20 protein-coding genes and 1 riboswitch are annotated in these 22,343 nt (G+C 65.6%); of the genes, 4 read left to right on the top strand and 16 right to left on the bottom strand.

Annotated elements, in window-relative coordinates:
• Nucleotides 1–7: 7 nt before the first annotated feature.
• From NU1_RS18535 to NU1_RS18565, 7 genes are all read right to left on the bottom strand, one after another.
• Nucleotides 8–1,300, bottom strand: coding sequence for an acetyl-CoA C-acyltransferase (locus tag NU1_RS18535; protein WP_067523009.1), 1,293 nt, complete (start codon nt 1,298–1,300; stop codon nt 8–10).
• Between the two features lie 134 nt (nt 1,301–1,434).
• Nucleotides 1,435–2,151 carry a ribosome hibernation-promoting factor, HPF/YfiA family gene (gene hpf / locus NU1_RS18540; RefSeq protein WP_067523068.1) on the bottom strand — a complete coding sequence of 239 codons (717 nt, stop codon included), beginning with the start codon at nt 2,149–2,151 and terminating at the stop codon, nt 1,435–1,437.
• 184 nt (nt 2,152–2,335) lie between these two features.
• Nucleotides 2,336–2,980 (bottom strand): ComF family protein, encoded by a 645-nt coding sequence (locus tag NU1_RS18545; RefSeq protein ID WP_067523010.1) that lies wholly within the window; start codon nt 2,978–2,980, stop codon nt 2,336–2,338.
• A 115-nt stretch (nt 2,981–3,095) separates the two neighbouring features.
• Entirely contained in the window at nt 3,096–4,910 is a 1,815-nt protein-coding gene (gene lpqB / locus NU1_RS18550) for an MtrAB system accessory lipoprotein LpqB (protein ID WP_067523011.1), read from the bottom strand.
• Entirely contained in the window at nt 4,907–6,934 is a 2,028-nt protein-coding gene (gene mtrB / locus NU1_RS18555) for an MtrAB system histidine kinase MtrB (protein ID WP_245720187.1), read from the bottom strand. The genes lpqB and mtrB overlap by 4 nt, the downstream gene beginning before the upstream one ends.
• Nucleotides 6,931–7,608: an MtrAB system response regulator MtrA gene (gene mtrA / locus NU1_RS18560; RefSeq protein WP_067523012.1), complete on the bottom strand. Its 678-nt coding sequence runs from the start codon at nt 7,606–7,608 to the stop codon at nt 6,931–6,933. Before mtrA ends, mtrB begins: the two co-directional genes overlap by 4 nt.
• Nucleotides 7,609–7,687: 79 nt before the next feature.
• Nucleotides 7,688–8,335, bottom strand: a complete 648-nt coding sequence (locus NU1_RS18565) for a dTMP kinase (protein WP_067523069.1) — start codon at nt 8,333–8,335, stop codon at nt 7,688–7,690.
• Between the two features lie 147 nt (nt 8,336–8,482).
• On the opposite strand from NU1_RS18565, the gene NU1_RS18570 reads away from it, so the two are divergent.
• Nucleotides 8,483–9,559, top strand: coding sequence for a glycerophosphodiester phosphodiesterase (locus NU1_RS18570; RefSeq protein WP_084521574.1), 1,077 nt, complete (start codon nt 8,483–8,485; stop codon nt 9,557–9,559).
• Between the two features lie 185 nt (nt 9,560–9,744).
• A complete protein-coding gene (locus NU1_RS18575) occupies nt 9,745–10,011 on the top strand; it encodes a hypothetical protein (protein WP_067523013.1) in 267 nt (88 codons plus the stop codon).
• 64 nt (nt 10,012–10,075) lie between these two features.
• Here the strand turns inward: NU1_RS18575 and ahcY are convergent, their stop codons facing one another.
• The 4 genes from ahcY to NU1_RS18595 all read right to left on the bottom strand — a co-directional run bounded on the left by ahcY (nt 10,076) and on the right by NU1_RS18595 (nt 15,382).
• On the bottom strand, nt 10,076–11,551 hold the full coding sequence (gene ahcY, locus NU1_RS18580; protein ID WP_067523014.1) for an adenosylhomocysteinase: 1,476 nt from the start codon (nt 11,549–11,551) through the stop codon (nt 10,076–10,078).
• A gap of 81 nt (nt 11,552–11,632) precedes the next feature.
• Nucleotides 11,633–12,790 carry an alkane 1-monooxygenase gene (locus tag NU1_RS18585; protein ID WP_067523015.1) on the bottom strand — a complete coding sequence of 386 codons (1,158 nt, stop codon included), beginning with the start codon at nt 12,788–12,790 and terminating at the stop codon, nt 11,633–11,635.
• Between the two features lie 329 nt (nt 12,791–13,119).
• Entirely contained in the window at nt 13,120–13,815 is a 696-nt protein-coding gene (locus NU1_RS18590; RefSeq protein ID WP_067523071.1) for a response regulator, read from the bottom strand.
• Nucleotides 13,816–13,825: 10 nt separating this feature from the next.
• Nucleotides 13,826–15,382 carry a sensor histidine kinase gene (locus NU1_RS18595; RefSeq protein WP_067523016.1) on the bottom strand — a complete coding sequence of 519 codons (1,557 nt, stop codon included), beginning with the start codon at nt 15,380–15,382 and terminating at the stop codon, nt 13,826–13,828.
• A gap of 116 nt (nt 15,383–15,498) precedes the next feature.
• On the opposite strand from NU1_RS18595, the gene NU1_RS18600 reads away from it, so the two are divergent.
• On the top strand, nt 15,499–16,875 hold the full coding sequence (locus tag NU1_RS18600; protein WP_084521560.1) for a cation:dicarboxylate symporter family transporter: 1,377 nt from the start codon (nt 15,499–15,501) through the stop codon (nt 16,873–16,875).
• Between the two features lie 133 nt (nt 16,876–17,008).
• On the opposite strand, the gene NU1_RS18605 is transcribed toward NU1_RS18600, so the two are convergent.
• From NU1_RS18605 to cofD, 4 genes are all read right to left on the bottom strand, one after another.
• A complete protein-coding gene (locus NU1_RS18605; protein ID WP_067523018.1) occupies nt 17,009–17,452 on the bottom strand; it encodes a 6,7-dimethyl-8-ribityllumazine synthase in 444 nt (147 codons plus the stop codon).
• 77 nt (nt 17,453–17,529) lie between these two features.
• A riboswitch (FMN riboswitch) is annotated at nt 17,530–17,714 on the bottom strand.
• A gap of 160 nt (nt 17,715–17,874) precedes the next feature.
• Nucleotides 17,875–18,393 (bottom strand): NUDIX hydrolase, encoded by a 519-nt coding sequence (locus NU1_RS18610; protein ID WP_067523019.1) that lies wholly within the window; start codon nt 18,391–18,393, stop codon nt 17,875–17,877.
• Nucleotides 18,390–19,754, bottom strand: a complete 1,365-nt coding sequence (locus NU1_RS18615) for a coenzyme F420-0:L-glutamate ligase (RefSeq protein ID WP_067523072.1) — start codon at nt 19,752–19,754, stop codon at nt 18,390–18,392. The genes NU1_RS18610 and NU1_RS18615 overlap by 4 nt, the downstream gene beginning before the upstream one ends.
• Nucleotides 19,755–19,792: 38 nt before the next feature.
• Entirely contained in the window at nt 19,793–20,752 is a 960-nt protein-coding gene (gene cofD, locus NU1_RS18620) for a 2-phospho-L-lactate transferase (protein WP_067523073.1), read from the bottom strand.
• Nucleotides 20,753–21,335: 583 nt separating this feature from the next.
• Here cofD and NU1_RS18625 point away from each other — a divergent pair.
• The gene (locus NU1_RS18625) at nt 21,336–21,602 is read left to right on the top strand and encodes a WhiB family transcriptional regulator (protein WP_169815091.1); all 267 of its coding nucleotides are present in this window, start codon (nt 21,336–21,338) and stop codon (nt 21,600–21,602) included.
• 208 nt (nt 21,603–21,810) lie between these two features.
• Here NU1_RS18625 and NU1_RS18630 read toward each other — a convergent pair whose 3' ends face one another.
• A complete protein-coding gene (locus NU1_RS18630; protein ID WP_169815092.1) occupies nt 21,811–22,290 on the bottom strand; it encodes a metallopeptidase family protein in 480 nt (159 codons plus the stop codon).
• Nucleotides 22,291–22,343: the final 53 nt, after the last annotated feature.

Consider the following 22,343-nt stretch of genomic DNA (forward strand, 5'->3'; position numbering starts at 1 on the left):
GGTGCGGTCAGACTCGCTCGAGCACCGCCGACGCGCCGATACCGCCCGCGGCGCAGATACCCAGCAATGCGGTCGATTTACCGGTGCGGGCGAGTTCATTGGCCATGGTGGTGACCATGCGCGCACCGGTCGCGCCGAAGGGGTGGCCGAGCGAGACCGAACCGCCGTGGACATTCAGGATGTCGGGGTCGATATCGCCGACGGCGGTATCGCGGTCGAGGCGGGTCTTGGCCCAGTCCACACTGCCCAGGGCCGAGACCACGGACAGGGTCTGGGCGGCGAACGCCTCGTGGATATCGACGAAATCGACATCGCTCAATGCCATTCCGGCCTTGTCGAGGGCGCGCGGCATGGAAATGGCCGGGCCGATGAGCACCTGGTCGCGCGGATCGACACTGACGTAGCTCCACGATTTGAAGGCGGCAAGGGGTTCGAAGCCCAGTTCGCGGGCCTTCTCCTCACTCATGAGCAGTACTGCGGACGCGCCGTCGGTGAGCGGGCTGGCATTACCCGCCGTGACTGTGCCGTTCTTCTCGAAAACCGGTGCGAGGGTAGCGAGTTTCGCCACGCTGGTCCCCGGCCGCACCAGACCGTCGCGCGTCACGGTCGTGCCCTCGGGCGTGGTCAGCGACAACACCTCGCTGTCGAACCGCCCGGACTCGATGGCCGCCGCCGCGCGGTGATGCGAGCGAGCCGCGAACTCGTCCTGCGCGGCCCGTGAAACACCGTGGATGCGAGCCATTTTCTCGGCCGACTCCCCCATCACCTCACCGGTGGTCCGCTCCTGGATCTTGGGGCGCCGCGGTACCAGATCGACGAATGGCGCGAGCTGCGCGACGGCCGCGAGGTAATCCTTCGGCTTGGGCTTGCCCAGGGCCAGCGGCGCGGCCGCGTGCACCATCTTCTGCGGAAGTTTCACCTCGGCATTGCTGGTGGAATCGCTGCCACCGGCGATCATGATGTCGTACTCGCCGCGCTCGATAGCGGCGGCGGCAGAGGTGACGGCCTGTAGTCCGGACGCACACGCGCGGGTGACGGTGTATCCCTCGCACCCCGGATCCAGTTCCAGATCGAGCGCGATCTCCCGCGCGATATTGGGCGCGCCACTGGGCAGAATCACCCCACCCCACACGATGGCCTGAACGGCCGCCTTGGGCAGTCCGGTTCGCGCCAGTAGTCCGCGCACCGCGGTATCGGCGAGGTCGATGGAGTCCATCCGGGTGTAATCCGAGAACGCCCGCACGAAAGGCGTCCGAGCCCCTGAGACAATGACGGCACGGCGAGCAGCATTGGTGGCCATGGGGATTCCTTTCGAGAAAGCCTGGCCATCCAACTTACTCGACGGTAAGAAGAAAGGCGATACACCCTGTCACAGCTAGCGACCGGGGCCTGGTGACCCCGGTCGACGCGAATGAGGGGGTTTACACCCGTGGACTATGCGAGCCGGATGAGGCCGTAGTCGAAGGCGTGGCGACGGTAGACGACCGACGGTCGGTCGGTCTCCTTGTCTTGGAACATGAAGAAGTCGTGGCCGACGAGCTCCATTTGGTAGAGGGCGTCATCGACGGACATCGGGATGGCGGAGTGCGTTTTGGTGCGCACGATATGGCCCGGACCGACGTAGTCATCCTGGCCTTCCACCGCCTCGGCGGGGTGATCGTGGGCGTGGGGGGCGCTGCCGTTCGACGAGGTGAACAGTGAATCGTCGATCAGACCGGCGGTGGCCTCGGCCACCGAAATCGGCGTCTTCTCCCCATGATGGACCCTGCGACGGTCCTTCATTTTGCGCAATCGGCTTTCCAATTTCGCGACGACTAGTTCGAGAGCGGCATAGAAACTGTCCGCGCAGCCCTCGGCCCGGACGACGGGGCCCTTGCCACGCGCGGTGATCTCCACTCGCTGGCAGCTCTTGCGTTGACGACGGTTACGTTCATGGAACAGTTCGACGTCGAAGAGGAAAATCGACGGGTCGAAGCGTTCCAGGCGAGAAAGCTTGTCCGCGACGTGGATTCGAAAATGTTCAGGGACCTCGACATTACGTCCCTTGACAACGACATCGGCCCGCATAGCCGGGGTGGGCTCGTCGGAGACAGTCGAATCCAGAATCGCAATATCAGCGTCTGTCACTGAAGGTCGTGAAGAAGTCGTCACGCGTACCTCCCAGATCTGGCCGCACAAATCCGCTCGTGCGGCGGGATTGAAACGTGTGCCGATCGAAATACCGCTCGGCACGTGATGTCCGAGGCGCCACCTCCAAACTCTCGGTTCGGGTGTCTGATCGCGACGGTAGTACGCCAGCGACCCTTCCGCCAGTCTTCCCGCGAATTTCTGTCAGTCAAGCGCGACAGGTCACAAGTAGGGCTCTGACCGGCACTCCCGCACCAGCCAGAGCGCGTACCGAAGCGCACGCCGTCGCACCCGTGGTCAAGACATCATCCATCAGCACTACCTCGGCGTTTGCCGGAATTCGGACACTGCTACGGGAGGGCGGCGCGACAATGATCCGACCGCGCAGATTGTGCTCGCGATCGTCCCGGGACAGCCCGACCGAATCCCGGACTCCCGGCGTCGAGCGCAAAAGCCGCACCACTCGGCAATCGGGTAGCCAACTCGCTGCGACGCCCGCCGCTCGCACCACGGGATCGCCGCCGCGGCGGCGTGCGGCACCGCGGCGGCTGGGCGCGGGCACCAGAACGAGGGGTCTACCGCTGTCCCGCAAGAGATCCAGCCCCCTGGCCGCCGCTATCCCGAGCGGTGTCGCCAGTTCCCGGCGGTGCTGTTCCTTGGCGGCCAGCACCGCCCGCCGGACGGGACCGGAGTAGGTCGTCAACGCCCAGCACGGCACCCCGGGATCGGCCCGTGGCCGCACCCGTATCGGCGGTCCGGACAACGCGTCCGCGCAGTCCGCACACCAACTGGTTCCGCTCATCCCACAGCCGCAGCACGTACGCGGCAATATGAGCTCGAACAACTCCCCCATGCCCCCAGTGTGCGCCGAAATCGTGGCTTTGACCGGGGTTATCACCGCGAACCGTGGGAATTGGGTGTTTAGCCCGGTGGCATTCGGACGGCTGTCGGCGCGGGGTCCACAGGGCTCAGCCGGGTAATACCGGAATCGCGTTGGCCCCGAGCCCGGGCACCACCCGCCAATAGCGCTCGCCGCCTTCGGCGCTGGTGGTCAGCTCCATGACATCGCGGGCATCGGCCACATACTGCCGGTCCGGGGAGGCGGCCACCACGCGCAGCGGCGGGGTGAGGTTCTGCGCGGTCACCGATTGCAATCCGGAACCGTCGATGGGCACCCGCACAATGGGGTCCACATTGCCCTCGCGGACGATCAAGATGCTGTCCATCTCGGTGTTGTGGGTGTACCAGTCCAGCGAAACCGCCGGGGTGCTCAACTCGGGCGCGATGGGCAGTGGCGAGGTCAGGGCGTAGCGGCCGTCACCGCGCGGCGCCACCACGGCCAGATAGACCTTGCCGCCCGCGATGACGGCGGCGCGGACGCCGGTGGGGGAAATCCGCAATTCGGTAATCGGCAGTCGCGGGGTGAGCGTGGAGCTCGGATTGGTCGCCGGTGCGGTGAATTCCGAGACATCGATGTCCTGCACCGAGACATTGCCGCTATTGCGGTCGTGAATTGCCCGGACCACCCGCTCACCGTCCACCACGGCCCACGCCGAGCTGCCGTCGGAGGTCCAGGACGGTCGAGTGATGGTGCCGCCCGTGGCCACCGGGAACCCGACACCGTCGTAGGTGCCGATAATCAGGGTGCGACCCGGCTCCGGATCCGGCCGACCGGAATCGGCGACCGCGGCGACCACCTGGCCGTCCGGGGACAGGGCCACCGATTGCAGGGTGCGGGTGGTGCCGAAGAAGCCCGAGGCGGGCACGATGCCATTGTCGGTGACCCGCACCAGCGAACCGTCGCGCACCGCGTGCAGTCCGAGTCGATTGCGCGCCAACGCGGCCGGGCTCAGCGCCTCCACGTCCTGGCGGGTCCAGCCGTTCACGGCGTAGCGCTCGTCCAGCGGCTTACCATCGGCGAAAAGCAGGTAGGGGCCGAAGATCTCGGCCCCGGAGAGGGTCAGCACCACCTGCGCGGCCAACAGTTCGCGACCACGCTGGTCGAGGGTGGACACGCCGGAGAAGTCGATCAGCACACCGCCCGCGCCGACACCCACATTGTCGGGGTCGCCATTGGCCTTGCTGACCGGCCCGCGCAGGGTGACCGGCCCGGACAGCACATTCCGGAGGGCGGGGGCGAGTGCGGGCTGCGGGCCTTCGGTGATGAGCCCCAACAACTTCTGGGTCAGCTGGTCCTTGGGCGCGGCGATCCAGCGCAGATCGGGCACCATCACCGTCCCGGCCTGATTGCTGAAGTACAGCGAATGCCGCTGATAGGACTTGTTGAACGCGGTGCGCTCCACCAGGACTCCGGTAGGCAGGTCGTCGATGCGCCATTCGCCGTCGACCTTCACCAGTTTGACCTTGTCCTCGAGGGTGCCCTCGCTGACGCGGTAGGAACCGTCGGCCTCCAGCTCACCGATCTTGCGGGTGCGGACGACATAGGTGGCGGTGGTGTCGGTGCGCGACTCCCGCAGCGTATCCGGCTTCTCGGTAATGGTGGTACTTGCCGAGTCATCCCAGTTGACCGCCGCCGAGGGGGTGAGGAATTGACGCGCGGCCTGATGCCGATTGGCCGGATCCGCGGTGGCCTGCACGAAATCCTGCAGCAGCGCCTCCGGTTCGCGACCGACAATGGGCGGCAGCGGATCGGAGCTGGTGGCCTGCCGATCCAGGGTGCCGAGTGCTTGCGGAGCCGATGAGTCCGGCAGCTGCGCGCAGCCGACGAGCAGCAGCAGGCAGCCCGCCAGCAGCGTCAGCCGACTCGATCCGCGCCTGCTCATGACTTCCCATCCCCTGAATCGGCGAGTACGTCGGGAATGTCCGGTCCGGTCGTTTCGCCATCCGCGACGGGATCGCGGCCGGCCCGCCGGGTCGGCGGCGGGCCGTCCCGGCGGGAGGTATCGGAGTCGTCGGCACCGCCACGCTCCGGTGTCGGGGTCGAATCAGCCTGCGGCGGGGTCGAATCAGGGTGGGGCGGGGTCGAATCAGGGTGGGTCCGGGGCGAATCGAGTTGTGCCTGGGCCGAACCCGGTACCGGGAAAGTCACCGCCGACCAGCTATCGGTCCGCGGTCCGGCCGCATCCGTCGGCGGGTTGGCAGCGGCGGGATCGGCGCGGATCTCGCCCGCCGCACCATCGGTCACCACCGGATTCTCTCCCGTAATCACCTCGGGCAGTGGAGGCTCGGCGAGTGAACCACCGCGTTTGCGGGGTGGTTCCAGGGGCAGCGGGCTGGTGCCCAGTTTGCGGCCGCGCACCAGGGGCAGCGTCAGCCGGAAACTGGCGCCGACGCCCATTTCGCCCCACGCCTCCAGCTTGCCCTCGTGCAGGTTGGCGTCTTCCACGCTGATGGACAGGCCCAGACCGGTACCACCGGACCGTCGCATGCGCGAGGTGTCCGCGCGCCAGAACCGGTTGAAGACCAGCTTCTCCTCGCCGGGGCGCAGGCCGACTCCCTGGTCGCGCACCACAATGGCGACGGCATTGGCGTCGAGGTCGCCGCGCATCCGCATGAGGACCGGTTTGCCGTCACTGTGGTCGATGGCATTGGCGAGCAGATTGCGCAGTACGCGCTCCACCCGGCGCGGATCCACCTCGGCGACAAGGGGTTCCTCCGGCATATCCACCACCAGTTCGATACTGGATTCCTTGGCCAGATGCCGCACGGTGGAGACCGCCGCCCGCGCGCACATGCGCACGTCGAGCGATTCCACCTGCAGTTCGGCCACACCGGCGTCGTGGCGGCTGATTTCGAGCAGATCGTTGAGCAGGCCCTCGAAGCGATCGAGTTCATTGACGAGCAGTTCCGCGGAGCGGGCCAGCGCCGGATCGAGTTCGTCGCTGGAGCCGTGGATGAGATCGGCGGCCATGCGCACGGTGGTGAGCGGGGTGCGCAGCTCATGGCTGACATCGGAGGTGAAGCGGCGCTGCAGGTTTCCGAATTCCTCCAGCTGCGTGATCTGGTTGGACAGGCTTTCGGCCATTTCGTTGAATGCCATGGCGAGTCGCGCCATATCGTCCTCGCCACGGACGAGCATGCGTTCCTTGAGGCGGCCGTCGGCGAAACGACTGGCGATGCGCGCGGCCGAACGAATGGGCAGCACCACCTGGCGGGTCACCAGCGCGGTGATCGCCGCCAGCAATACCAGCAGCACCACGCCACCGATGAGCATGGTGCCGCGCATCAGCGCCAGGCTGCGTTCCTCATTGCTGAGCGGGAAGATCAGATAGATCTCCAGCGAATCGATATCCGAGGAGGGGCTACCGATAATGAGCGCGGAGCCGCGGTAGCCGTCCGGATCGGCGACGGTTGCGAACTGGTAGCTCACCTGATTCGACTGGACGAAATGCCGGAGTTCCGGGGGGATTTCCTGAATCGGTCCCGCGGTCAGCTCACGGTGATTGTCGCCGTACATGGCCAGCGCCGAGTCGTAGGAGCCCGCCGCACCGCCACTTCCGCCGCTGCTGCTGCCCGTGGACAGCGCGCGGCGGGCATCGTCGAGCCGCACCAGCGGGGTGCTCGAATCGTGCACCCCGGTCAGCGTGCTCTGCACCGTATTGCGGGCGCGACTCATCTCCTCGACGGCCGCGTTGATCTTCGCGTCCAAGAGCCGGTCGGTGATCTGCGAGGTGAGCACGACTCCGAGAATCGTGACCACGATCAGCGACAGGGTGAGTGTGGACACGACGACGCGCAATTGCAGCGAACGCCGCCAGATGTGGCCCAGTTGCTCTCCGACATTGCGGAACCAGGCCACTACCACCGCCAGCCACCGCTCGAGGCGGTTTCTGGAGCCAGCGATCACGGCGGTCCGGCCTTGTACCCAACACCTCGCACGGTGAGCACGATCTCAGGGTTCTCGGGATCCTTCTCCACCTTGGCGCGCAACCGCTGGACATGCACATTGACCAGGCGGGTATCGGCGGCATGCCGGTATCCCCAGACCTGTTCGAGGAGCACCTCACGGGTGAACACCTGACGCGGCTTGCGGGCCAACGCCACCAGCAGATCGAATTCCAAAGGAGTCAGCGAGATCTGCGTACCGCCGCGGGTCACCTTGTGCGCTGGCACATCGATGACGATATCGGCGATCGAGAGCAGCTCCTGGGGCTCCTCCTCGGTGCGGCGCAGGCGAGCACGCACCCGAGCAACCAGTTCTTTGGGCTTGAACGGCTTGACGATGTAATCGTCAGCTCCCGACTCCAAACCCAGGACGACGTCGACCGTATCGGTCTTCGCCGTCAGCATCACGATCGGCACGCCCGAATCCGCGCGCAGCACCCGGCATACATCGATGCCGTTCATGCCGGGCAACATTAGATCCAGCAACACCAAATCCGGGCGCAGCTCCCGGACAGCGGTGAGCGCCTGCGTGCCGTCTCCGACCACATGGGGATCGAATCCCTCGCCGCGCAGCACGATCGTGAGCATCTCCGCGAGCGCCATATCGTCGTCGACGACCAGAATCTTCGGCTTCATAACTACTATGGTGTCACCCTTCCGGCTCTGAACGGGTCGCCTCGCCGACAGTCGTGATATGTCCGGCGCACATCCAACCTTATCCAGCAATAATTTCCGCGAGACGCGCGGCCAGCGTTGCCGGATCGTCACCGCTCCGATGCACCCACCACGGTCCACGCCAGTGAGTTTCGGCTAGTTCGCAATAGACACTAGCGGTGCGCCGCTGTAGTCCGCCGTCTTTTTCGTAGGCGTCCAACGTTCGGGTCGCATCCGCTTCGCCACGTTTGCGCGCTCGCTCCTCCGCCACCTCGGTCGGAACCCGCAGCAGAACCTGGAGATCGGGGACCGGTAGTTCGAAACGCCCGAACTCCAATTCTTCGATCCAGCGGGCGATTTCACCCCGCGCGGTTTGTTCCAGCCGAGCGGCCGAATAGGCCACATTGGAGGCCACGTAGCGGTCGAGGAGCACGATGTCGTTGTCGATCAACAGTTTCGAGAGTTCCTCGCGCGCGTCGGCGCGGTCGAGGGCGAACAGCAGGGCCATGGCATTGACGGAGGCGGCGATATCACCGTGTCCACCGCGCAGCGCTTCGGCCGCCAGATCGGCGTGTACCGAGCGGCCGTAGCGCGGGAAGGCCAGCGTGGCCACCCGCAGTCCGCGCGCGTGCAGATCGGCCAGGACGGCGTCGGTGAGCGTGCGTTTACCCGCACCGTCGAGCCCCTCTACCGCAACCAGCGCACCCATGGCGGCGAGAGTACCGGGTGTGGCCGACAATCGAGCGGTCCGGTGCAGCTCACCGCTTAAATGACCGAAAGTAGTTCAATGTCTGAAAGTAGCCAAAATGTTGCTACCCTTCCGACCATGACCTCCAACCACGCCAAGTCAACGAAGATGAGGCGGGCAGTCGCCGTCCTCGGCGTCGCGGTTGCCGCTGTCGGACTGACCGCTTGCGGCTCCGATGAGCAGAGTTCCTCGCCGTCGAGTACCTCGCCGACACGGGTGAGCGTCGATCCGAATCGCCCGTTCGATCTGCAGGCCCATCGCGGCGGGCGTGGGATGACCGTCGAGGAGTCGCTGCCCGGTTTCGCCAAGGCGATCGAATTGGGCGTCAGCACACTCGAACTCGATATCGTGCTCACCAAGGACAATGTCCCGCTCATCTGGCACGACCCGAAGATCGACGACGATAAGTGCACCGATACCGCCGCGGCCTTCCCGGACGATCCGCAGTACCCGTATGTCGGCAAGCTGGTCCACGATCTCAGCTATGACCAGGTCCGGACCCTCGACTGCGGCAGGAAGCTGGAGAACTTCCCTGAGGCGCAAGAACTTCCGGGCAATAGGATCGCCCGACTCCCCGAGCTGTTCGATCTGGTGAAATCATATCCGGGCGCGTTCGAGGACCTGCGCTACAACATCGAAACCAAGATCGAGGCAGAGAACCGCGAGGAGTCGGCCACCCCCGAGGAGTTCGTCGACGTCATCCTCGCCGCGGTCAATGACGCCGGTGCCACCGACAAGGTGGAAATTCAGAGCTTCGACTGGCGCAGCCTGCCGCTGGTGAAGGCCAAGGCCCCGGCCATCCCGACGGTCGCGCTCTACGACGACTCGACTTTCAAGGCGGGCAGCGAATGGCTCGGCCCGATCAAGTACGAGGATTACGTCGACAACCCTCTGGGCGCGATCAAAGCCCTTGGTGCGGATATCTCTTCGCCGAGCTACGTCAATCCGTGGGATAGCGATGTCAAGGTCACCGATGTGAACTTCACGCTGACCACCACCGCCGAATACGTGGCCAAGGCGCACGAACTCGGCATCAAAGTGATCCCCTGGACGGTCAACGACAAGGAAGCCATCGGCCTGGTACTCGACCAGGGCGTCGACGGCATCATCACCGACTACCCGAACCGGGCACGAGAGGTGATGGCGGAGAAGGGAATGCCACTGCCCCGGGGCTATTCGAAGTAGTCCGAACAGCTTTCGGCGCCGGTACACGGCCTGCTGCGGAGGCGGTGCACCCCAGGGCGCGGAAATGAGGACTCGGCCGGTCACCTTCGAGGTGACCGGCCGAGTTCTTTCACCTTCAATTTGAAGCGCTACCGCTTCACAATCAGTACAGTGCGACGCACCCATTCCACCAATGAGGAGCGCTCATGAAAATCGCAGTCGCACGGCATCTTCCCCGGATAGCCATCGCAACCCTCGCCATCGCCGCGGGTGTGGGGTTCACGGGCGCCGCTTCCGCCGCACCGGTGGCGCTCGAACCCGCTGTGCCGGTGGCCGATTCGGGGTCTGCCGGATCCGGATCGGCCGGATCCGGGTCGGCCGATTCGTCCGGGTCCGGAGATCTGGTGGAGGCCGGGCTGTGCACCATTGCGGGTGGACAGTGGATTCCGATTCTGAACATTTGCATCAAGTAGTGACTTCGGCCGGTCCCCCTCGCGGGTGACCGGCCGAATTACGCACTGCTGCGGGCAAATCCGCTCAGTAGCGGTAGTGCTCCGGCTTGAACGGGCCCTCCACGTCCACGCCGATGTACTCGGCCTGGTCCTTGGTGAGCTTGGTCAGCGTGCCACCGAGGGCTTCGACGTGGATCTTGGCGACCTTCTCGTCGAGGTGCTTGGGCAGGCGGTAGACCTCGTTGTCGTACTCGTCGGGCTTGGTCCACAGTTCGATCTGCGCGATCACCTGGTTGGAGAAGCTGTTGGACATGACGAACGACGGGTGGCCGGTGGCATTGCCCAGGTTGAGCAGGCGACCCTCCGACAGCACGATGATCGACTTACCGGACTCCGCGAAGGTCCACTCGTCGACCTGCGGCTTGATATTGATCCGCGTCGCGCCCGAACGCTCCAGGGCGGCCATATCGATCTCATTGTCGAAGTGGCCGATATTGCCCAGGATCGAGTGATCCTTCATCGCCTTCATGTGGTCGAGGGTGATGATGTCCTTGTTGCCGGTCGAGGTGATGACGATATCGGCGCTACCGATCGCGTCCTCGACGGTGACGACGTCGTAGCCGTCCATCAGCGCCTGCAACGCGTTGATCGGGTCGATCTCGGTGACCTGCACACGCGCACCCTGTCCGGCAAGCGATTCCGCGCAGCCCTTACCGACATCGCCGTAACCACAGATCAGCACCTTCTTGCCACCGATGAGCACATCGGTGCCGCGGTTGATGCCATCGATGAGCGAGTGGCGGGTGCCGTACTTGTTGTCGAACTTACTCTTGGTGACCGAGTCGTTGACATTGATCGCCGGGAAGGTCAGCTCACCCGCGGCAGCGAACTGATACAGCCGCAACACCCCGGTGGTGGTCTCCTCGGTGACACCCTTCACCGCCTCGGCGACCTGACCCCACTTGCCCTTATCGGCGTCGAGGCTGGCACGCAGCAGGTTCAAGAACACCGTGTACTCGGCCGAATGGGTCTCATCCGCGGGCGGGACCACGCCCGCCTTCTCGAACTGCGCGCCACGCAGCACCAGCATGGTGGCGTCACCGCCGTCGTCGAGGATCATATTCGCGGGCTCACCCGGCCAGGTGAGCATCTGTTCGGCCGCCCACCAGTACTCCTCCAGGGTTTCGCCCTTCCACGCGAACACCGGGACACCCTTGGGCTCGTCCTCGGTGCCGTGCGGGCCGACCACAATGGCCGCGGCGGCATGGTCCTGGGTGGAGAAGATATTGCACGACGCCCAGCGCACCTGCGCACCCAGAGCGGTCAGGGTCTCGATCAGGACGGCGGTCTGCACCGTCATGTGCAGCGAGCCGGAAATGCGCGCACCCTGCAGCGGCTGCACGTCGGCGTACTCGCGACGCAGGGCCATCAGGCCGGGCATCTCGTGCTCGGCCAGGCGGATCTCCTTGCGGCCGAACTCGGCCAGGGACAGATCGGCCACCTTGTAATCGATCCCGTTGCGGACGTCGGGGGTCATCTTGCTAGACACTGCGGTCGTCATCTGCCTCTCCTGGTCGGCTGCTTCCCCGAGTAAGGCTAGTCCAACTCCCGGAACCCTCAGGGGCTCCGCCCCTGAAACCCGCTATGCGGCAGCCGCCAACCCGTAGCGGGTGAGGATGCGCTCGCGTTTGCGGGGCTGGATATTGGCCTGGCTGATATCGCCGCCGTAGTGGGCGAGTAGGCGCGGGTCCATGATGTGGCGCCAGAGTGGGGGGAGGTAGGCGAGGACGATCATGGTGGCGTAGCCCGCGGGGAGTTGGGGGGCTTCTTCGGAACTGCGCAGGGTTTGGTAGCGGCGGCCCGGGTTGGCGTGGTGGTCGCTGTGCCGTTGCAGGTGGAAAAGGAAAATATTGGTGACCAGGCGGTCGCTGTTCCAGCTGTCGCGCGGGGAGCAGCGGGCCCAGTTGCCGTTGGCGCGGCGGCGACGTAGCAGGCCGTAGTGCTCGACGTAGTTGACCGTCTCCAGCAGCGATGCGCCGATAACGGCCTGTAGCAGCAGGTACGGCAGGACCGCCCAGCCGAAGGCGGCGAGCAACGCGGCGAACAGCACCAGGCTCATCGACCACGCCTGCAGGATGTGGTTGTGGATACTCCACCAGCGGTTGCCCTTCCGGCGCAGCCGGTCCCGTTCCAGGGTGATCGCCGAGCGGAACCCGCCGATCACGCTGCGCGGCAAGAACTCCCACAGTGATTCGCCCATCCGCGCGCTGGCCGGATCCTCCGGCGTGGCGACGCGGGCGTGATGGCCGCGATTGTGTTCGACGAAGAAGTGCCCGTAACCCGATTGCGCCAGCGCGATCTTCGACAGCCAGCGCTCCAGACTCTCCACCCGATGCCCGAGTTCGTGCGCGGCATTGATCCCGATCCCACTGACGAACCCGAGGGTGACGGCCAGTCCCAGCTTGTCGGTGACCGAGAGCGCGTCCCCGGCCCACATGTAGCAGGCGATGACCAGACCGACGAACTGGATGGGCAGGAACAGGTAGGTGCACCACCGGTAGTACCGGTCGTTGGAGAGCAGTTCGTAGTCCTCGTCGCGCGGATTGGTGCCATCCTCCCCAATGACCCAGTCCAGCACCGGAATAACGATCAGCACGATAATCGGGCCGATCCACCAGAAAACCTCAGCACCGGTTCGCAGCACCAGCTGCGAGGGCAGCAACGCGGACGCGGGGGCAATCAGACCCAACACCCACAGGTGACGTTTGGGATCCGGCGATCCCCCCCGTTTGCCGACCATTTGCACGTTTGCCCCGCTAATTAGATACCTCTTGAACTTCGCAGGTAGATATGTACAGACTCTACCGCCGTTACGTCGTCCGTTACTGGCCAAAGGTGGCAACAGTTACACCCCAGGTGGTTCGCGATAAGGCAGGCACACCTGTGATGTCTATCACTGCACATAACAGGCAAACCCGAGGTGAACCCGACTACCTGCGCAACCCCCCTGAGCGAACTCACAGCCGCGCTGCGGTAACCGACGAGACGCCAGCAAACCGTACGCCCCTCCCGTTGCAAATTTTTGTGAGCGCCGGCAGGCGCAGCATAGCTGCGAAGGCCCTACGGTTCTTACACCCGACCCCACACGTAGCGGACCTGCGGACGTCCGGTGCGACCATAGTCGGTTTGCCGCTTCACCACACCGTCATCGGCGAGACGCTCGAGATAACGCCAGGCGGTCACCCGGGACACGCCGATGGCGCGACCCGCATCACCCGCACTGAGCCCGTCCGCGGCCGCCCGCAGCACCCGTGTGATCTCTTCCAGGGTCTGTGGCGCAATACCTTTCGGCGTGGGAATCCGGGTATCCGGGGTGCGCAGCGCGCCGAAGGCCCGATCGATGTCCTGCTGCGATACCCCGGCCGAATCGGCCGGGAGCGCCGACCGGAATTCCAGGTAGCGTTCCAGTTTGTCGCGGAAAGCGGCGAAGGTGAACGGTTTCAGCAGATACAGCACCACCCCGTGCGCGACGGCCGCCCGCACCACCTCGAGATCACGCGCGGAGGTAATGGCGATGACATCGGGTCGCGGCCGGATACGGGTCAGCGCGGCAGCCACTTCCAGACCGCTCATATCGGGTAGCCCGATATCCATGAGCACCAGATCGATCGGTGTTCCCGCCCGCGCGGCCTTCGCCACCGCGTCCACGGCGGCCCGTCCGGTATGCGCCACCGCCACCGGAGCCAGACCCGGCACCCGCTCCACATAGGAGTGGTGCGCCCGTGCGATGGTCGGCTCGTCCTCCACGATCAGCACCCGCATCATTTCCGGCACCTCAGCATGGCTGGAACCGTACGACCACAGCCGATTCCGGCGTCCGCACCGCGCGCAATTCGCCGCCGTGCCGGTTCACCAGCCGACGCACCAGCGCCAGGCCGAGCCCATGGTGATCGGTTTTGGTGGAGTAGCCGCGTGTGGTGGCACGGGTGAACACCTCCTCCGACATTCCGGGGCCACTGTCGGCCACCCGCACGAACAGTCCGTCCGGATCATTGCGCACGGCGACTTCCACCCAGGCATCATCGTCGCGTCCGACCGCGTCGAGGGCATTGTCGATGAGATTGCCCAGGAGGGTGACCATTTCATTCGGCGTGAGCGGCTCGGTGGAGTCGAGGGCGGTATCGCCGCTGACAGTCAACTCCACACCGAGTTCGGCGGCCTGCTCGACCTTGCCGAGCAGTAGGGCGATAACGGCGGGTTCGGCCACCGCACCGGTCATGCGGTCGATCAGCGATTGCGTCAATTCCAGTTCGGCCGTGGCGAAATCGACGGCCTGGCGGGTGTGGCCGAGTTCCACCATGGTGATGACGGTGTGCAGCCGGTTCGCGGCCTCGTGTGCCTGGGCACGCAGCGCGTCGGCGAAACCGCGCACCGAATCCAGTTCGCCCATCACATCCCGCAATTCGGTGTGATCGCGGAGCGTAACGACGGTGCCGATGCGCCGGCCGTCCCGCTCCACCACATCCTGATTCACCACCAGCACATGATCGGCTGTCACATGCATTTCGTCGCGCACCGCATCAGAACCCAACCGCTGCAATGACTCCGGCAGATCGGTACGCCGCACCTCGCCACCGGCGAGACCCAGCAGCCGACGGGCCTCATCGTTGCTCACCTCGATATGTTCACCGGTGGCATCGAATACCAGCAGACCCTCGTGTACGGAATGCAGCACCGCCTCGTGATGCTCGTACAGGGCGCGCAATTCCGCTGGCGCCAAACCGTGGGTCTGCCGTAATAGTCGGCGGCGCAACAGTAGTGACCCCAGCGTGGCCAGCAGCAGGCCGCCCGCCGCGATACCGAGGATGGCGGGCAACTGCTCCTCGACCCGATCCCCGATCCGCGCGCGGGTGACACCCGCCGACACCAGGGCCACGACGCGATCGTCACGGTCGCGGACCGGGGTGACGGCGCGAATGGACGGTCCGAGGCTGCCCGTGTAGGTCTCGGTGAACGTCTCCCCCGCCACGGCTCGATCGATATTGCCGCTGAACGGTTTACCGATCCGCTCCGGATCGGTATGCGTATAGCGGGTTCGATCCGGAGCCATCACCACGATGAAGTCCATGCCCGTGGCCCGGCGAATCCCCTCGGTCACCGGTTGCAGGGCCGCCGACGGATCGGGCGCGCGCACCGCGCCCAGGGTGGACGGCGCGTGTGCGAGCGTCACCGCCACGTCGATCACCCGCGCCCGCGTGGCGTCGTGCTGTTCGTGGCGGGTCTGGAATACCACCAGCGCCGTACCCGCGCCGATCACCAGTGCCAGCACCACCAGCTGTACCGCGAACACCTGCCCGGCCAGGGTCCGGCGGCGGTCTCTACGACGTTTCAAGTCCGGCCCTCCGTGAACGAAATGTACGTAACCGTGACCGGCATCACGGCCCCGATCATCATTTCACCGTAGAAGTGTGAGGCCGCTCACCCAGGCAGTAGCGAAGGACATCCACGATGAGCGATACGACAGTGCCGAGCGGTACGGCGTCGGACGATACGGCGAACCGGCGACCGCGCCGCGACCGCACCCACTGGCTGTACTCGGCGGTCATTGTGGCGGTGCTGGCGGGCATCCTGGTCGGCTGGCTGGCGCCCGGTTTCGGCAAATCGGTAGGCGAACTGGGCAGCCTGTTCGTGAACCTGATCAAAATGATGATCGCGCCGGTCATCTTCTGCACCATTGTGCTCGGCATCGGATCGGTCCGGGCCGCGGCGAAGGTCGGCAAGGTCGGTGGTTTGGCCATCGGCTACTTCCTGCTCATGTCGACGGCGGCCCTGGCCATCGGCCTGCTGGTGGGCAATCTGATCCACCCGGGCAATGGCTTGGATCTGGCCGGGAACGCCAATGCCGTCGCCAAGTACGCCGAGGACGCCCACGGCGCCGGTGGCACCTGGGATTTCATCACCAGCATTGTGCCGACCACGCTGGCGTCCGCGCTGACCTCGGGCCAGGTGTTGCAGGCACTGTTCGTCGCCCTGCTGGTCGGCTTCGCCATTCAGGCCATGGGGCCGGCAGGTGATCCGCTGCTGCGCGGCGTGGCGTCGCTGCAGAAGCTGGTCTTCCGGATTCTCACCATGATCCTGTGGTTGGCGCCCATCGGCGCATTCGGCGCGATCGCGAATGTGGTGGCGCGCACCGGACTCGACGCGGTGAAACAGTTGGCCGTACTCATGGTGGCCTTCTATCTCACCTGCGCGATCTTCGTCTTCGGGGTGCTCGGTGCGCTGCTGCGCGCGGTGGCCGGAGTCTCGATCTTCAAGCTGGTGCGCTACCTGGCACGCGAGTACCTGCTGATTGTCGCCACCTCCTCCTCGGAGTCGGCGCTGCCGCGCCTCATCGCCAAGATGGAACACCTCGGCGTGGAGCGCACCACCGTGGGTGTGGTGGTGCCGACCGGCTATTCGTTCAATCTCGACGGCACCGCCATCTACCTGACCATGGCGACGCTGTTCATCGCCGATGCCATGGGCAAACCGCTGTCGTGGAGCGAACAGCTGGGACTGCTGCTGTTCATGATTGTCGCCTCCAAGGGCGCGGCGGGTGTGACCGGTGCCGGATTGGCAACTCTCGCAGGTGGTTTGCAGAGTCATCGCCCGGAACTGCTCGATGGCGTCGGCATCATCGTCGGTATCGACCGGTTCATGTCGGAGGCCCGCGCGGTCACCAACTTCTCCGGGAATGCCGTGGCCACCGTGCTGATCGGCACCTGGACCAAGACCATCGACCGGACCCATATGCGGGCGGTGCTGGACAAGCAGCTGCCCTTCGACGAGACCACCATGGTCGACGATCATCCGGTCACCACCGAGAAAGCTCTGGTTCCGGCCTGACCTGCCCACTATCCCAGGTTGGAACCAGAAACCGCTGGTGCGCATTGCCCTTGCGCGCCAGCGGAACCCCACACTCGCGCCCCCTGCCTCCCTGCGGCGGGGGGCGCGAGTGCATGGTGGTGCCCGCGGTGGCTCAGACGACGGCGTCGATTCGCAGCGTGACCGCAATGGCGTTCGCGAGCTCCGTGCCCTTGACCGTGAAGTGGCGGGAGAAGTACGCCAGGTGTTCTTCGTGCTCATGGAAGTGGTGCGGTGTGAGGACGGCGGAGAACACCGGGACATCGGTCTCGAGCTGCACCCGCATCAGGGCGTCCACAACGGTCGGCGCCACGAAATCGTGGCGGTAGATACCGCCGTCGACCACGAGCGCCAGGCCCGCGATGGCGGCGTACTCACCGCTGGTGGCCAATCGCTGGACCCGCAACGGGATTTCGAACGCACCGGGCACCTCGATCACATCGATCTCGGTGAAGCCCTGATCGGCGAGCGCGATCCGGCAGGCCTGTACGGCATTGTCGACAATCTCGGCATGCCAGCGCGCGGCGACGAGAGCGATCCGACGGGAAGTGGGTGACATGAGTTTCCTCCTGTTCGCTGTCACCCAGGGCAGGCGACGCGAACAGGCCGATCCGCTCGCGCGGACAGGCTGTACGGTCGCGTTCTCTTTCATCCGGACTATGACCGTCGGCTCCGGAATCACACCGGAATCTGCTGACCCGCCATACCCCCGCCGGTGAGGGCGGTGCTGGATACAGCGGCGCTCGCGGGCTCATGCGCTTCGGATCGGTCCGGACGCCATTACCGCCGGTGGGGAGTTCCACCCCGCCCTGAGAACGTGTACAAGACGGACGATAACACGTTCCGAGAGTGCGCCCACACCCCGTCATCCCCCGTCACTCCCCATCATTCCGGCACGCTTTTGGCCGGAATCCACACCTGTGTCGAGGGTGGTGGATCCCGGCCAAAAGCACGCCGGGATGACGAGTTCGGGTATAGAAATCAGTGCAGCAGGACGTCCGTGTCGACCGGAAGTCCGTCGATCGGCCACCAGCGCAGGTCGGTGGATTCCGAACTACGCACCGGGACAGCGCCTTTCGGAGCTCTTATCCGGAAGAGCAGATCCAGGTGGCGGGTCGCGACGCCGAGCGAGCAGGTAATCGGGTGGGCCTGCGCGCCATAGAGTCCCGGTTCGAGCGTCAGATCCGCGATGCCGGATTCCTCGGTGGCCTCCCGCAGTGCGGCGGCGGATACCGAGTCGTCGGTCTCCTCGCAGTGTCCGCCGAGCTGAATCCAGCGCCCCACCCTCGGGTGCAGGGTCAGCAGCACCTCGCGTTCGTCATGGGAGAACACCACCGCCGAGGCGGTGATATGCCCGGGCGCGTGCTCGCGCAGACAGCCACGCGGCGCCGAACCCAGGAACGCCAGCATGGCCTCGCGCAGTGATTGCTCCGGACCCGTTGCGGGCCGCCAGGTTTCCAGCAGGTCGGTCGCCGACTCGTGCAGTGATTCCGCACTCACAGTTCCACCAGCCCGACGCTCGAATCCCGAACCTCGCGCGGTGTCAGCGCCTCGGTCGGATACCCGATGGCAATGGCGCCCAAGGGGTTCCAATCCGCATCCAGGTTCAGCACGTCGCGGGTGATATCCGGGGCGAAGATGGTCGACCCGATCCAGCAGCTGCCCACGCCCCTGGTTGCCAGGGAGACCAGTAGCCCCTGGACGGCAGCACCCACCGCCACCGTGAACATGGTGGATTCGGCCTGACGGCGGGTGGCGTCCGGATAGGCGTGCGCACCGTCGGGCACACAGAACGGGATGATCACCTCGGGGGCATCGAAGAGAATGCGGCCCCGCGCGATTCGCCGTTCCACCCGTTCCGGGTCGAGCCCATCGGCGGTGAGGTCGGCGCGCCACTTCGCGGCCATCGCCTCCAGCAGCCGCTCGCGCAGGGCGCGTTCGCGCACCCATACGAACCGCACCGGACGGGTGTGATGTGGAGCCGGGGCGGTGAGCGCGACCGCCACCGCCGCGCGAATGAGTTCGGGTTCCACCGGCGTATCGGCGAATTGGCGCACCGAGCGGCGCAGCAGCACCGCCTCCGCACGACCGCGTTCAATGGCCTCGGCGGTACCCAACCAGAACAGGTCGTCCGGGCCGCCGCGCAGCAGATCGGCGGCCGTGGAACCGTCGTCGGCGTAGTCGAGTCCGCGCACCACCGCGATCGGGACACCGCCCAGCTTGCCCTTCACCAGATCGGCGGCCGCGGCCAGTTCATCGGCCACGGCCACCTGGGTGACATGCAGCTCATTGCCCTGACCGTCGATGGCCCCGTCGTAGTCGTGCAGGACCCGAAGTCCGGATGCGCCGATGGCGGTATCGGTCTGGCCATTGCGCCAGGCGCGTCCCATGGTGTCGGTAATGACGACCGCGACCCGCACCCCGAGCCGGTCGGCCAGCGCGGTGCGCAGCGCCTTGGCGGACCCGTCGGGATCGGAGGGCAGTAGGACGAGTTCACCCTGCTCCACATTGGAGCCGTCCACACCGGAGGCGGCCTGCACGATGCCGAGCCTGTTCTCGGTGATCAGGGTGCGGCCCTTGCGGGCGAGTACCCGCACAGCCTCCCGGTCGACCAGTTCGCGCCGGGCGGTATCGCGCTGTTCCGGATCTGTCGGCGCCTCGACAATGCGACCCTCGACCTTGGAGACGATCTTGCTGGTGACCACCAGGATATCGCCGTCGCGCAGCCAACCGACTTGCGCCGCAATGGCTTCGGCAAGGTCGTCGCCGGGTCGGAACTCGGGCAGCCCCGCGATCGGCAGAATGCGCAGTTCGCCGCCGACCGCGTGATCGACCACCGCGCCCCCGGGCGCACCGGCCACCGCGGTGGCCGACTTCGCCGTCGACGCCTGCTCCGCGCTCACGGCTTCACTCCCGCGATTTCGAGTGCCGCCCGGACCATTTCCGCCGTGGCGGCCGGATCGGACATGATCAGCGGCACGCTGCGCACCTCCACGCCGGGCACCTCGGCGGTATCGGTGCTGTGCACCAACCACCCGTCCAGGATGCCGGTGGTGGCGCGCGCGCCGTAGTAATCGCCGATGGATTCGGCATCACTGCCGACACCGATTACCGACAGGCAGGCATCGGCCATACCGCGCAATGGTTTTCCACCGATCACCGGCGCGATACCGACTACCTTGGCGGTGGAGGTGCGCAGCGCGCCGCGAATTCCGGGCACCGCGAGGATGGCTCCGATACTCACAACGGGGTTCGACGGAGCCAGCAACACCACATCGGCGGATTCTATGATTTCCGTCACACCCGGAGCTGGTTTGGCCACATCTGCCCCAATAGTCACGAATCCATGGGTCTCAACGTTCGCGCGGTAGCGCACCCACCACTCTTGAAAATGGATCGCGCGACGTTCGCCAGCGTTCTCCGGATCCTCGATAACGACGTGTGTTTCACACCTGTCGTCGGTTGCCGGGAGCAGCTTCACCCCGGGCTGCCACCGGTTACAGAGCGCATCGGTCACTGCCGAGAGGGGGTACCCCTGACGCAGCATTTCACTCCGAATCAGATGGGTCGCGATATCGCGATCCCCCAGTCCGAACCAGTCGGGCTGAGCCTTGTAGAGAGCTAGCTCCTCCTTGGCATTCCAACTCTCGTTCGCGTGCCCCCAGCCGCGTTCGGTATCGATGCCACCACCCAGGGTGTACATGCAGGTGTCCAGGTCAGGGCAGATTCGCAGCCCGTGCATCCAGACGTCGTCACCGACATTGACGATGGCCGTCACATCCGCGTCGGGGAGCAGTTCGCGTACGCCCTGCAGGAACCGCGCGCCGCCGACTCCGCCGACCAGTACCGCGATCCGCAGGCCGTCCCCGGGCGCGGTGTCCGCTTGTTCTCGAGTCACATCCGCACAGCCTATGCGTTCACCGCGAAAACACACCGCGCACCATATTTGCTGGTCATTTGCTGGTTTGACTCGCCCAACCACTGGGAAGGGGGTCGCAGATGGTAACGGAATAGCTTCGGCGGCTTGACCACCGCCACGCCCGGCGTGTCTAATCACATGCATGTCATTTCGGGTTCGCGCGAGACAGCATGGCGCGGACGACTTTTCGAATAGATGTTCGAATCGAGATGGCGCTAGCTTGGGGATGTCCGCGAGACAACGTCGCGGGGTTCGACCGTCGGTGGGAACGGCTGTCGACGGATCAATCATTCTGCGCTAACCACAGTGAGGAGGCGGAGCGATGGCCGATGAGCTGGCCCCGTCGGACATTCCGGGCGGTGTATCGCAAACCGATTCCACAGCAGGCGCAGCACCAGATTCCTGCGCCGACAACCGAATCGGATACGAGGGGGGTGAATCGACGACGTCACGGCATGGGGGGCAATGGGCTCGCGCACAGTTCCAACCGGAACCGCCACGGCTCAGCCTGATCGTCACCGGAATGGACGAGATGTTCGACGCCGTAGCGCGATCGGGCAGCGAGATGGACGCCGAACAGTGGCAGGAGCGGGCGCTGTGCGCCCAAACCGACCCCGAGGCGTTCTTCCCGGAGAAGGGCGGCTCCACCCGCGAGGCCAAGCGCATCTGCTTGGGCTGCGAGGTCCGCGACGAATGCCTGGAATACGCACTCGCACACGACGAACGCTTCGGTATCTGGGGCGGACTGTCCGAGCGCGAGCGTCGCCGCCTCAAGCGCGGAATTATCTAGCCCGCCTCCCCGGGACTTCAGCGCCCGGGCTGAGAGCCCCAACAGTCCCATTCGCGTGCCGGCGGTTGGGTGCCCCTGACGTTTTGGGGGTACCCGACGAGCTACCCCGAAACTCGCGAAATCTGTTGTCGCCGTGGCATATCTCGCGCTGCGGCCGGGTTGGCCTGCCCTCCCCCGTCAGTGGCGTGACGGGGGAGCGGCGAAACCTCTACTCGGGTGCCGGATCGATGATGTCCGGATCCACACCCAGATATGTCGCGATCTGCTGCACCAGGACCTCGCGCAGCAGGTCTACCAGGTCGTCCGGATCGCTGGCCCGCAATTCCAGAGGTTTGCGGAACAGCACCACCCGGGCGCGGGTCGCCACGCCGTGGCGGTCCACCCCGGCGGGGATGAGCCGGGACAGCGGCACCGGTCCGTCGGCGACGACCTCGTCCGGCCAGGTCACCGAATCCGGATGCAGTGGGCGAATTTTCGGCACATCATCCACCGCGATATCGAGCTTGGTAAGCCGGTCGTGCCAGCGTCCGTCGAGCGGCGCGAAGGCCTCCAGGACGAGTCGGTCGAACTGCTGGCCGCGCGTGCGCCAAGCCGGAACGGTCGGCGGCAACATCGGCCCGCGCACACCCCGCCCGCGGCGGATGACCGACCGCGCCGTCGGCGGCCGCTGCTTACGTGAACGGGTCATAACACGAATCTACTGGGTACCCCAGTCGGGTGTACGCACCCGGCCGCACAGCG

The sequence above is a fragment of the Nocardia uniformis NBRC 13702 genome (genome assembly GCF_001613345.1).
GTDB classification, from domain to species: domain Bacteria; phylum Actinomycetota; class Actinomycetes; order Mycobacteriales; family Mycobacteriaceae; genus Nocardia; species Nocardia uniformis.

Excerpts from the sequence above, each read along its gene's own strand:
- NU1_RS18590 (WP_067523071.1), bottom strand. The coding sequence starts at position 13,815 with ATGATGCGGGTGCTGATCGTGGAGGACGAGCCGACCATCGCACGGGCG.
- ahcY (WP_067523014.1), bottom strand. The coding sequence starts at position 11,551 with ATGACGACCGCAGTGTCTAGCAAGATGACCCCCGACGTCCGCAACGGG.
- NU1_RS18565 (WP_067523069.1), bottom strand. The coding sequence starts at position 8,335 with ATGGGTGCGCTGGTTGCGGTAGAGGGGCTCGACGGTGCGGGTAAACGC.
- NU1_RS18575 (WP_067523013.1), top strand. The coding sequence starts at position 9,745 with ATGAAAATCGCAGTCGCACGGCATCTTCCCCGGATAGCCATCGCAACC.
- mtrA (WP_067523012.1), bottom strand. The coding sequence starts at position 7,608 with ATGAAGCCGAAGATTCTGGTCGTCGACGACGATATGGCGCTCGCGGAG.
- NU1_RS18630 (WP_169815092.1), bottom strand. The coding sequence starts at position 22,290 with ATGACCCGTTCACGTAAGCAGCGGCCGCCGACGGCGCGGTCGGTCATC.
- NU1_RS18585 (WP_067523015.1), bottom strand. The coding sequence starts at position 12,790 with ATGGTCGGCAAACGGGGGGGATCGCCGGATCCCAAACGTCACCTGTGG.
- NU1_RS18600 (WP_084521560.1), top strand. The coding sequence starts at position 15,499 with ATGAGCGATACGACAGTGCCGAGCGGTACGGCGTCGGACGATACGGCG.
- NU1_RS18605 (WP_067523018.1), bottom strand. The coding sequence starts at position 17,452 with ATGTCACCCACTTCCCGTCGGATCGCTCTCGTCGCCGCGCGCTGGCAT.
- NU1_RS18625 (WP_169815091.1), top strand. The coding sequence starts at position 21,336 with ATGGACGAGATGTTCGACGCCGTAGCGCGATCGGGCAGCGAGATGGAC.
- NU1_RS18535 (WP_067523009.1), bottom strand. The coding sequence starts at position 1,300 with ATGGCCACCAATGCTGCTCGCCGTGCCGTCATTGTCTCAGGGGCTCGG.
- lpqB (WP_067523011.1), bottom strand. The coding sequence starts at position 4,910 with ATGAGCAGGCGCGGATCGAGTCGGCTGACGCTGCTGGCGGGCTGCCTG.
- NU1_RS18545 (WP_067523010.1), bottom strand. The coding sequence starts at position 2,980 with ATGGGGGAGTTGTTCGAGCTCATATTGCCGCGTACGTGCTGCGGCTGT.
- NU1_RS18570 (WP_084521574.1), top strand. The coding sequence starts at position 8,483 with ATGAGGCGGGCAGTCGCCGTCCTCGGCGTCGCGGTTGCCGCTGTCGGA.